Source organism: Exiguobacterium sp. s21 (assembly GCF_018617975.1).
In the GTDB taxonomy this organism is placed as follows: Bacteria; Bacillota; Bacilli; order Exiguobacteriales; family Exiguobacteriaceae; genus Exiguobacterium; species Exiguobacterium mexicanum_A.
Genome location: NZ_JACSLF010000019.1, coordinates 15,879 through 27,286 on the forward strand (window position 1 = coordinate 15,879; position 11,408 = coordinate 27,286).

Sequence of the window (11,408 nt, forward strand, 5' to 3'; positions counted from 1 at the left end):
CTCACTTGGTAGTCCATCCTTAAAAAGGTTAGTTGTTAGAATAATACTGGTCTCTAGCGTTCTGCAATATAATAAATTTCTTTGCCTATTGATTGTAAACAACGCATACTTGAGAACTTAAGCGCAGTTCTTAATATTTTAATAAACAATCGAAGGACGTAATTTTTGAAAGCGAAATTAAATACATGTATCTAATTTGTTAGAACCATTTAGGCACTAATTTTATATATAAGACTTCTCCGAACAATTCGGTAACGGTCTGTAAAATGATCACTACAGCTACTTGTGTTGATAGGGGCTCTGGTAATATAGATGCTAATGGAAGAACTACAAGTGAATTCCTTGTTCCCATACTAAATGTAATTGCTCTTCTTGAAGCAATATCTAGTTTGAACAACTTACCAAGGGACTTTGACACCCATGGTATGATAAGTAGAAATAAAATATAAACTGGTATTACATCTATTAATGTCCCGAGGTCACTATACACTTCCCTAATTTGAGAGGCAACTACCACAAAAAGTACAAAAGACATAAATGGAACGGGAATCCATGGCGGCATTTTCATGATACGATTACCTAAAGAACTCTTTTTAGAACACAATTGTGTCATTATCGCTAATAGAAGCGGTATAAAAATCAAAAATAGAAATGCATCTAGAAATGGACCCATCCTAACGATACTAATAGCCTTTTCTCCTAATAATACGAATAAATATATGGGTAAGAGTATCGTCTGTAAAATTAAAAGAATCGGTGTTACTTTTAACAATATTGATTCGTTTCCCTTTCCCATCTTTGTAAAAACAATCACATAGTCGATGCACGGTGTTAACAACACCAAATACACCCCCAGCATTAGTGATGAATCTTGAAGAAATATGATAACCAAAACCTAAACTATTAAAGGAACGGCAACAAAATTTCCTAATAAAAGAGCTACCACAAACCTCATGTTTGTAGCAGATCCATTCGATTTCAGAAACGGAATTTGAACGAACATCCCATACATCAAAACTCCTAAAAGGGGAGAAATAAAAATATCGAGATATACAGCTTCTGTATTCAATAGACCAAAGATTACTGCCAACATCAAAAAAATGATGTATATACTGACTTGGTGGGCTTCCACCTTCTCTAGCACTTGAATTCCGAATTTGCTTTCCTTCTCTATCAAAATCACCCCCAAAATTTTCAGGAAATTTCAGAATGAAATAGATAACTCCACGATTTTAATTGCCAGGGCAAGAGGTTTTATATTTTTTCTTCTAGTATTTTTATTTATCCAACAGTAAAAATACCGACTGAAAGTAAATATAATTAAGGCTCATTATTTACACTTCCGAATATAGTTAGTATCTTGAATATATATCAGTCAAAAAATAAAGTGATAACCATTAAAAAAATAATTATTTTAGCCTAAAGCCACATCTAAAATCATCATGATTGTAAAGCCAAACATTAAACAAACAGAAGCCAAGTCCTTGTTTCCATTTTCTTGAGATCCTGGGACTACCTCCTCCACTACAACAAAAATCATTGCTCCTGCAGCAAAGCTTAGCGCAAACGGAAGTAAAGGCTCCATTATGAGTACTGCTACTACTCCTACCAACGCCGCGAACGGTTCAACCATACCAGATAACTGGCCATAGAAAAAACTTTTACGACGAGATAATCCATCTCGTCTCAATGGCATTGACACAGCAGCACCCTCAGGGAAATTTTGTATGCCGATTCCGATTGCCAGCGCGATAGCTCCCGTGATTGATGATGAAGGGAATCCTGCTGCAACTGCTCCAAATGCAACGCCTATGGCAAGTCCCTCTGGAATATTATGCAATGTTATTGCTAACACCAGTAACGTGCTCCGCTTTCTCTTCTTAGGGTTTATACCCTCAGCCTCATCCATCGGTGAAGTGGGATGCAGATGTGGAATCACTTTATCAACACCTGATAAAAAGAATCCTCCAAGTAAGAAACCGATTGCAGCTGGTAACCACGCCGGAAGAGAATCTTGTTCCGCCATCTCAATTGCAGGTGAGAGTAATGACCAAAAACTAGCGGCAATCATTACTCCTCCAGCAAAACCGAGCATCCCATCCATTAGCTTTTGATTCATTGATTTTGTCATAAACACTAACGCGGCACCAAGCGCCGTCATCCCCCAAGTGAATAAAGTACCCAGCAATGCTTGAGTAAGGGGTTCTAACGAAGAAATATATTCAATCATCTATCAAAACTCCGTTGCCAAAAATCGAGTTTCTATACATGCTCAAAATTAAGTAACTATTATCCAAAATCAGCATTGCTGTCTCCTCCTCTTGATTGTCAATCCTACTCAACAGGTGATTTTTTTAATGTTGATGTACTACTTCCCCTACCTTCAGTTTGCAAAGCAATTCATCGCTGTGAGGATGAGAAAGAGTTTCGAATTGAATCGTAGAGTGTTGAACGTTCAGATGTGCTAAATCGTGTTCAATTTCTTGAAGTAGATTCTCACTGTCATAGATTTGTAAATTACCATCAACGACAACATGACATGAGAGTGCATTCATTCCACTTGTGATACTCCAAAGATGAAAGTCGTGTATACTCCGTACCCCCTCCTTGTTGTGAATGACTTGAAGAACCTTTTCGACATCAACGTTTTGTGGTGCACCTTCCATTAATACGTTCAATCCGGATTTCGTCACGAAATAACCACTTCGTAAAACAAGTCCCGCTACAATGATTCCTGCGAGCGGATCTGCCCAGTTCCATCCAAATGCCATGATAAGAAGCGCTGCCAGTATTGCACCGACTGAACCCAACGTATCGCTTACAACATGTAGATAAGCACCTCGCATATTCAAATTATGTTCTACGTCTGCACCTCTTAACATAATCCATCCAACAAGAAGGTTTATAGCAAGGCCAATACTGCTAACAATTAACATTCCTACGGATGCGACCTCAGGTGGTTGAATAAATCGATTGATGGCCTCATAAAAGATATATATGGAAATCAGTATGAGTGTGACCCCGTTTAAAACAGCTGCTAGAATCTCGAAGCGTCTATATCCGAACGTTTTACGATTGTTCGCTATTTGTTCACCTAATTTAAAGGCAAGTAATGCAATAGCGAGCGAAGCCGCATCACTAAGCATGTGACCTGCGTCCGCTAAAAGTGCTAAGCTATTTGTAAGGTACCCTCCAATCGCCTCTACAACCATGTATGCCGAAATAATAAAGAATGAAATGATCAAAATCTTTTTGTTAGAGGTATGAGAATGATCATGTGCATGATTATGTGCCATAAGATTAACTCTCCTTACTATATTTAGTGGTGTTTCGCATGCTCAATCGCCTGTCTTAGTAAGTTCATGACATGGTGATCATCTTCTGAATAAAATAGAGTAGTTCCTTCTCTTCTAAACTTGACAAGTCGAAGATTTTTTAAAAAACGTAGCTGATGAGACACGTTTGATTGACTTAAGTTAAGAAGATCAGCTATTCCGTTGACCGAATGTTCCTTTGTGCATAGCAGGGTTAATATTTTAATTCTTGTCGGGTCACTAAGTGCCTTGAACGTCTGAGATACAATAAATAGAGTCTCATCGTCAATCTGCGCCCCTATTTCTATTTCATTTTCTGTAGTATCTTCAATCGGTTCATCCATAAGTCAGTACCTCCGCTCATGATAACTATACATGTTCATATGTTCATATATAACTTATTAGACTTTTGCTGTGCCGTCAACACTTAATTTAAAAAACATTTATTCTATCAGCTCTACATACTTGAAGATTTGAGATACTTTCTCTGGTTTTGCGATTATTTCTTATTTTTAGCCATACAAAAACTACCTATTAGAGAGCTAGTTAGATCTCATACTCGATAGGTAGTCACGCTTTTTCAAAAAATCAATATAGTACACTAACGTTTTAAGAAAACGTCAATTGAATTATTTACTGGGTATTGTCTAATCTATTTTCCAACTTCAAAAAGCTTTTCATGTTTTTCTAAATCAAAGCTGTTTTTTAGTAAGCATACCAATTTGATACAATTAGTTCTTCATTTTTCAAATCCAAATCAAAAACTACTGTTTGGTACTGATTCGTCCAAGAATGACTGTAATCAGAAAAAAGGCGGTCAACGCTAAAAACGGAATTGTGATAAAACCCATCCAGTCAATGTACTGTGCATTACAGGAAACTCCTTGTTCACATGGTCTGACTTCCGAAAAGCCGGGCACCTTTTGTACAAGATAGTGGTAAAAAGAGATACAGAATCCGATTATTGATAAAGGGAGAACATAAAATTTGATTGAGCTATCTTCTCTGAAAACTGCAATTGCAAGAATCAAAGCTATTGGGTACATAAAGATACGTTGAATCCAACAGAGTTCACAAGGTATAAAACCACGAATTTCGCTAAAATATAGACTTCCAAGTACTGCAGTAATTGAAACAACCCAGGCGAGGTACAGTCCATATCGGTTTATTACTGAAGCGCTCATTGGGTTAGCTCCTTTTCAATTTGTTTTTTTATAGAGGTATAGTCGAATGGATTTTCAAGGATGACCCCATTAACTGCAATCGTCGGGGTCAGTGTAACATTGTATTTTTCTACGAGCGCCGCATCCATTTTAACTGATTCTAATCTAGAAGAACGACTTGATAGGTCTTCTCTAAATTTATTTAAATCTAGAGAAGGGACAGTCTTCGTCGCAATCTCTTCCATTTTCTCCACCGTAACCCATGGATTATCGTGTATTTGCACGTCAGGTTGAGCTTCATAAATAGCTTTGTGAAATTGCCAAAATGATTCTGGGTGATTTTTGTAAACAGATTCTGATGCAAGGGCAGCTAAAGTGGACTCATCTCCGTGAAACAAAACATTAATGTAACTAAAGGAAGCTTTCCCACTTTCAATGTAATCTTTTACAAGTTGAGGATAGATTGTTTCACCCCACTCTTTACACGAAGGGCATTTATAGTCTCCGAATTCTACAATTGATATCGGCGCTTCCTTTTTACCTATTGTAGGTTGATTATTAACTGATATCTTTTCATCTTGAACAATTTTAGTCTTTGATTTTTCGGAACTTTGATCATTTAAAAATAAAAAAGCTAAGACTGCAATTACTAATACGGATGTAAAAATAGTCAATAGTTGATTAGTTTTCAAAACAATTCACCTCTTTTATAAATTCGTTATTTCTTTTATCAGAATTATAGCTAAAAATACTAGAGTATCCTTAGTTTTTCAACATTGAATCCATGGACTTCTAAAAACGAAATCTATGAGTCAAACAAGTTACATTCTAACACATTCATGCAACTAAACTTTTATGCAGATGAAAGGAGGGCCAATTTATTTCTTAAAATACGTCTATTCCCCTTAATAATAGTGCATTTTAAAACAGGGCAAGAAAACTTTTAACTGTAGATAGACGAAAGCCAATAATCGTTGCATAGAATGACTAATATTTAAAGGATAAGTACCATACAGATAGTAAAAAACCATTCATGGGTCTTTACAACCAAAAAAACTACATATGAGGAGTCTATTATGAAGTCTAAACATAAATTTCGAATAAGCTTAGTAATTTCCTTGGCTTTATTAACTTCTTTTTTCTATCCCTTTAAGCTTTTAACTAGTGTTAACGTCCTAAACGTCGTACATGCAGAGGAATCTCTATTCATAACAACTGAAAATTTGAATTTGCGTTCCTCGTTCTCTTCAAAAAGCAAAGTCCTTTTGACGATTCCAAAAGGAAAAACCATTAAGAAGATAGGTGTATATGGAGAAGATAAATCCTGGTTTAAAGTTTCATTTAATTCAAAAATCGGTTATGTCTCAACGAAGTACGTGACGCCAAAACCTATACCTAAAAATTCAGTCAGTTCAATAAACACAATATATAAAACTAAAACTTCACTAAATCTGCGTAAGGGCCCATCTGTCAAATCACCCGTTTTAATGACTATCCCAAAGTCCAGCCCACTAATGTACCATGCTGCCTCAGGCCCTTGGTATAAAGTATCATACAATGGGACTCAAGGCTATGTGGCAAGTCAGTATGTAACCATATCGCCCTCGGCTATGAAGTCACGAAGTAAGCAAACGACCGAGATTCGCTCAAGCATGTCTTTAGTGAACTCAAAGGTCCTTATTACGATTCCAGCATCTACTGAAGTGACTGTACTAGGAAAATCGGGCACAACGGGTTCTTGGTTAAAAGTTATGTATAACGGTATTACAGGATTCACACCTGCTCGACATTATATAGTGCAAGTGGCACCGGGGGATTCTTTATCCACTTATCCAACATATATTACTATCGAAAATCTTAATTTACGTAACCAAGCGAGTCGTTACGGATCTATTTTGACAACAATTCCCTCAGGCACTTCGATTTCTGTCATATCGAAAAGCGCCAGTTGGTACAAGGTGCGATATAACAATCAAGTCGGTTACGTATCATCTGGTTTTGTGCAACCATTTACCGGAAAAACTCCTATAAAATCACCGGTGATTCCAGCTAACAAACACGTGATTTTAATTGACGCTGGACACGGTGGGGGAGATGCTGGTGCAGTGACTTCAAACGGTACAGTTCAAGAAAAAGTACTCACCCTAAACATTGCTAATCGTGTGGCCGACGAACTAAAGAAAAACTATGAGCTTTATGAAGTGAAACTAACGCGCTCAAATGATAGATACTTGTCACTTGTTGAGCGGACCAATCTATCAGAAAGGCTTGATGCTGACGCTTTCATAAGCGTCCACATTAATTCTTCACCTTCTTTCGCTACAGGTCATGAAGCACTCGTCCCTACTTCTAGCGCGTACACCACAAATCCATATGCGAACGCTAGCCGCAGATTAGGTGAAGTAATTAATCAAGAAATCGCCATGAACGTTCCAGATTTTAAAAATCGAGGCGTTAAGCGACAAGATGTCTATGTGGTAGGAAGAAACACGGTACCTTCTACTCTCATCGAATATGGCTTTATTGCTAACTCAGTAGATCGCTCCTATATGTCGGGAAGTAACATGATCAAAGCAACCGCCAAAGGAATTGATAAATTTATGAAGAGTTACTACTAAATAAACACCAAACAAATACTAACAAACGATTTGACCACTGAATTTGAGACAAAATGTCCTAAATTCAGTGGTCATCATTCATTTCCTCATCAAAATGGCATTATAAGTATTTCTCTTGATATACTCGAATGACAATAAACTCAAAAGAACAACTGACATAGAAATGAAAAGAAATAGAAATATAGATGGTGAAGTAATATTGATACAATGATTCCGGTTCGAGTTTTAATCATGATACGAATACTTTTATCCAGCAACGCATTTTTTATAATAGAGATAAGTTACGGAGGCAACAACATTGTTTACCATGAAAAAAATTATAGCTTCAACTTTACTTGGTGTTATGTTAGTTCAAAGCGCATCCCCTTCTTACGCTTTAAACTTGACTGAAAAACAAAAAAATATCCAGCAGAAGCAAGCGCAAAATTCTACAGAGCAACGTAAAGCTAATACGTCAATTCAGCAGCGTGAACAAGATATCACACTCGAAGAACAGAAACTGAATGACTTGGAATCCGAGTTACAGGATATTATCAATGAGGTCACCCAGAAGAAGGCTGAAATTCGGACAACCCAAAAGAAAATTGCTCAGATTCAAACTCAAATTAAAGAATTCCAGAAAAAAATGAGCTCTCAAAAGACATTGATGGAAGAACGCATGGTCACGATGCAAAAAAACGGTGGTTCTTCTATAAACTGGGCTGAATTTATTTTTGGTTCAAAAGACTTTGGTGATCTGGTTTCACGCATGATCACCGCAGGGACGATTCAAGAAAATGATCAAGAACTTTTCAAAGAATATCAATCAACAAAAAATAAGCTTCAAATTGCTAAAGCTGAATTGGACACTGAAAAAGATAAGCTTATTAGTCAAAAAGAAGAGCTAGAGAATAGTCAGAAAAAATTGAACGGCAAAATTAAAGTGCGGGCTGCTCAAATAAAAAAATTAGAGGCCGAAAAAATCCAGTTCACATCTAAATTGGTAAGCTTGCAACAAATGGAATCGACGCTTCAAGAACAAGAAAAATCAATTCAAGCAGAGATTGAAGCCCAAAGGCTTGAAGAACAAGCTAAAATTCGTACCAAAGAGGCTGCGCGTAAAGCTGCAGAAGCAAAAAGTGCCGAAAAAAATGAAATCAGCGAGAATAAAGCCTCTCTCGAAAAATCACCAAACTCTGAGAAAGTGGTAAACACTTCAAAGACTACGGATTCACTCGCTTCTCCAACAAGTGGCGGAGTTTTTCAACGTCCAACCTCAGGTATCGTAACCCAAGGATGGGGTCCAGCAGGCGGGGCCAATGGCTACAGCTTCCATAATGCACTAGATACAGCTGGACCAGTAGGAACTCCTATTATGGCTGCTCAAACAGGAACTGTAACTCGAGCAGGCTGGGGTGGACCTTATGGAAATCATGTCATCATTACGCATGTCATAGGCGGTCAAGTTTGGACTACCCTTTATGCTCACATGAGCTCATTGTCCGTTTCCGCCGGACAACGTGTGACCCGAGGACAGAACATCGGTGCGATGGGGAGTACCGGAAATTCGACCGGTTCTCATTTACACTTTGAAGTCCATCGAGGAAACTATTCGTACTCAGCTACAAGTGCAGGGAATACAGTCAACCCATCCCAATTTTTCTGAATTTCAGAGGCGAAATTGTTTAACACTATATAATTACTTCAGTAAATCACTTAATATTTAGACCACAGAATATTAGATGCCCCGTAAAAGTTGGACCTGATAATCTAATTTTTATGGGGCGATTTTTATGTCCGAAAGCTTTTAAAGTCTCGGTGACCAAACGCTAACTGACTCGCAAGAAAAACTTCAGAAAGTTAGGATGAGCTTTCGTTCGTGCCCCCACCCCCCTACGAGTGCCTGGGGAATACAATCTCAGGTGCGACATACACATTCACTATGTAGATATTAAAAACGATATGGATGGGTAGACAATCTTTAATCGATTCAATCTTGAAGTACAGACTCTTCTCTCCTTTGATGACCTTCAACTGGCAATATACGTCGAGACGAACCTTAGGTTACTAAGGCCGTGTCTAACGGTCGATGATAAATTTACGGATATGAAGGTCCAAATTCAAACCTAGGTTGTCGAAGTCACCAGATGATCTATTTCATGATCCAACTTTTTGGATTAAGTTCAATTAATATCTTTTGAACTTAATATATAAAATTGAACTTAATATATAAAATGTACATTTCTTTATTTTTTATATAGAAAAGTAAACCAATCGAGCATACGACGCTCTATAAAGTCTTGAACCTTAAAAGTGACATGGGGTCTATGCTCGATAGCTAATAAGATTGCATGATCAGGTCACTTTTAATGTAATAATCAATACATCACATTTTCGTGTATGTTAATATTAAATCGTTTAAAGGAGAGAAAAAAGATGGCAAGGTTTTTTTCACTGTTGATTGTTTTGTTAGTATTATCTGGTTGTGGAAGTACAGTAAGCAATAATGGACCTGAAGTGATTCCAGAATTAATTGATGTACAATTTAAAACAGATCCTGAAATAGTAAAAGCAAACGAAGTTATTGAACTTATAGCAACTGTTTCTCAAGGAAACGAGAAAGTAGACGATGCGGATAAAGTTGAATTCGAGATATGGAAAGAAGGCCAAGAGGAAAGCCAACACGAAAAAATTGAAGCCAATTATCAACAAGACGGACTGTATGTAATTTCTTATATTTTTGAAGAGCCCGGTAAATACTTTATATATTCACATACGACAGCAAGAAGCTATCATTCTATGCCCAAAAACGAAATATTAGTAAAATAATAAATTTTAATTATTACAATTAATAATATAGACGAGCTAATCCATGATGAAAAAACTCGTTTTTATTGAATCGCGCGACAACATCAACCTTGTGATATATGCTCGAAAAATACCAATTTTATGATATATCCTTTCCGCTCCAATGTCTGATACGTCCATTCCGTCGCTCCACCTTGGAAACTACCATCAGTTGTATGCTTATATGTAGGAATATAAACGCGAGTCAAATAGAGTCACATTGCTCAAACGCATCCTCAAAAACTCGAAGGATGCGTTTTTTGTCCTGCTGAGTATTGCGGATACAGAGAGCCACTAGTGCGGACGACTGAGCGAGTCAATATGAAGAAAAAGGCCATCGACTCATCGATGGCCAAGATCTTAGCTTATCCCTAGCCCGTGGTGTTCCCTCATTGAGGTTTCGCCATCGACCAGGATTTTATAGGAGTCGTGTACGATCCTGTCGAGAATTGCGTCCGCGATTTGGGCCTGTCCTAGATTCGAATGCCACTCCGCGTGGCGTTAGACGCGCCCACGCTCTTGCTTTTGACGTTGCCCTTACGCTCCGTGCCTCCCGTTAGAAAGGGCCAGGAACATAGAGATGCGGCGGTGAGCCAGCAGCTCTTGTTATCGGGCCGTCAGGGGGGCAGCGGTGCGATGAGCGACTTCGCCTCCTGGCGTTAGACGCTCACGCATGAGCCCGGATCACCATTCCTTCTCCCATGCCCCGTCTTCAGACACGCCCCAATCCTCGAACCGATACTTGATGAGCCAATGGACATGCATCACTTCATATTCGAATACACCCTTGGATAGCTCTGAGACGACGAAGCTGACTTCTCCATCCGCCACCACCCATGTCCCGTATAGATACACTTTCTTGATCGGACGCTCTTCTGCATCCAGATAGATCAGCACCCGGAAGTAAGGCGAGTTCCGTCCGTCATCGAACCGGACGACCTTCTCGACGCAATGTTCCCTGTCGACGACACGCATCCATTCGGGATGTTCCATCAGTTCCGAGAACACCGTCCGGACGAACGGATCCAATCCAGCGAACGCATAGTCATCAAGCAGCCCCTCATCCATCACGTCTCCCCCCTTCCGCTTCGCTATAGAACGATTCCCCGTCCAGAGCCAGTTCAGTCCTTGTTCATGAAACTACAGAAATGACGACTTTAAAAAATGTATACATGTATACGCGTATACAAATCTACATGTATACATGTATACAAATATTTTTGTTCTTATGTACGACGATTCCGTCGAATCATATTGGTATTGAAAAAGACGGTGAGGTGGGTCAAGCGTTCTCCTTCCTTCACATCACAAAGAAGATCCATGCTCACAAGTTTTAAGTCGTCAAAATCTTCTTGGAGCCGGTCAGGAAGGCGTCGAAGTGTGTAATGCAAAATAGGAGTGGTTCTTACGCAATGTTGGTGAATGATGATGAGCAATCGCCCGAAGGTGGTCGCTCATTTTTTTGGAATATCAGTGAGCACAACTCG

At 38.6% G+C, this 11,408-nt stretch carries 9 protein-coding genes and 2 pseudogenes; 3 read left to right on the top strand and 8 right to left on the bottom strand.

The genetic code is table 11. The features are described 5' to 3' along the window. Window positions 1-199: 199 nt before the first annotated feature. The 6 genes and pseudogenes from KNP06_RS14740 to KNP06_RS14765 form a co-directional block, all read right to left on the bottom strand. Window positions 200-1,093, bottom strand: a pseudogene (locus tag KNP06_RS14740) (arsenic resistance protein). 321 nt (window positions 1,094-1,414) lie between these two features. Continuing rightward, window positions 1,415-2,230, bottom strand: coding sequence for a ZIP family metal transporter (locus KNP06_RS14745; protein ID WP_029336175.1), 816 nt, complete (start codon window positions 2,228-2,230; stop codon window positions 1,415-1,417). 124 nt (window positions 2,231-2,354) lie between these two features. Then, window positions 2,355-3,296 (bottom strand): cation diffusion facilitator family transporter, encoded by a 942-nt coding sequence (locus tag KNP06_RS14750; RefSeq protein WP_029336176.1) that lies wholly within the window; start codon window positions 3,294-3,296, stop codon window positions 2,355-2,357. A 23-nt stretch (window positions 3,297-3,319) separates the two neighbouring features. Further along, window positions 3,320-3,658 carry an ArsR/SmtB family transcription factor gene (locus KNP06_RS14755; RefSeq protein WP_029336177.1) on the bottom strand — a complete coding sequence of 113 codons (339 nt, stop codon included), beginning with the start codon at window positions 3,656-3,658 and terminating at the stop codon, window positions 3,320-3,322. A gap of 420 nt (window positions 3,659-4,078) precedes the next feature. After that, a complete protein-coding gene (locus KNP06_RS14760; protein ID WP_029336179.1) occupies window positions 4,079-4,498 on the bottom strand; it encodes a disulfide oxidoreductase in 420 nt (139 codons plus the stop codon). Then, a complete protein-coding gene (locus KNP06_RS14765; protein ID WP_029595508.1) occupies window positions 4,495-5,169 on the bottom strand; it encodes a thioredoxin domain-containing protein in 675 nt (224 codons plus the stop codon). Before KNP06_RS14765 ends, KNP06_RS14760 begins: the two co-directional genes overlap by 4 nt. 384 nt (window positions 5,170-5,553) lie before the next feature. Here KNP06_RS14765 and KNP06_RS14770 point away from each other — a divergent pair, with 384 nt between their 5' ends. The 3 genes from KNP06_RS14770 to KNP06_RS14780 all read left to right on the top strand — a co-directional run bounded on the left by KNP06_RS14770 (window position 5,554) and on the right by KNP06_RS14780 (window position 9,903). Then, the gene (locus KNP06_RS14770) at window positions 5,554-7,095 is read left to right on the top strand and encodes an N-acetylmuramoyl-L-alanine amidase (protein WP_081828362.1); all 1,542 of its coding nucleotides are present in this window, start codon (window positions 5,554-5,556) and stop codon (window positions 7,093-7,095) included. 307 nt (window positions 7,096-7,402) lie between these two features. Continuing rightward, complete coding sequence (locus tag KNP06_RS14775) at window positions 7,403-8,740, top strand: murein hydrolase activator EnvC family protein (RefSeq protein WP_029336183.1); 1,338 nt, start codon at window positions 7,403-7,405, stop codon at window positions 8,738-8,740. Between the two features lie 770 nt (window positions 8,741-9,510). Continuing rightward, window positions 9,511-9,903, top strand: a complete 393-nt coding sequence (locus KNP06_RS14780; protein WP_029336184.1) for a FixH family protein — start codon at window positions 9,511-9,513, stop codon at window positions 9,901-9,903. A gap of 378 nt (window positions 9,904-10,281) precedes the next feature. On the opposite strand, the pseudogene KNP06_RS14785 reads toward KNP06_RS14780, so the two are convergent. Both KNP06_RS14785 and KNP06_RS14790 read right to left on the bottom strand, forming a co-directional pair. Beyond that, a pseudogene (locus KNP06_RS14785) lies at window positions 10,282-10,410 on the bottom strand (ATP-binding protein); the annotation flags it as partial. Between the two features lie 195 nt (window positions 10,411-10,605). Next, window positions 10,606-10,989 carry a hypothetical protein gene (locus tag KNP06_RS14790; protein ID WP_029595509.1) on the bottom strand — a complete coding sequence of 128 codons (384 nt, stop codon included), beginning with the start codon at window positions 10,987-10,989 and terminating at the stop codon, window positions 10,606-10,608. Window positions 10,990-11,408 lie beyond the last annotated feature (419 nt).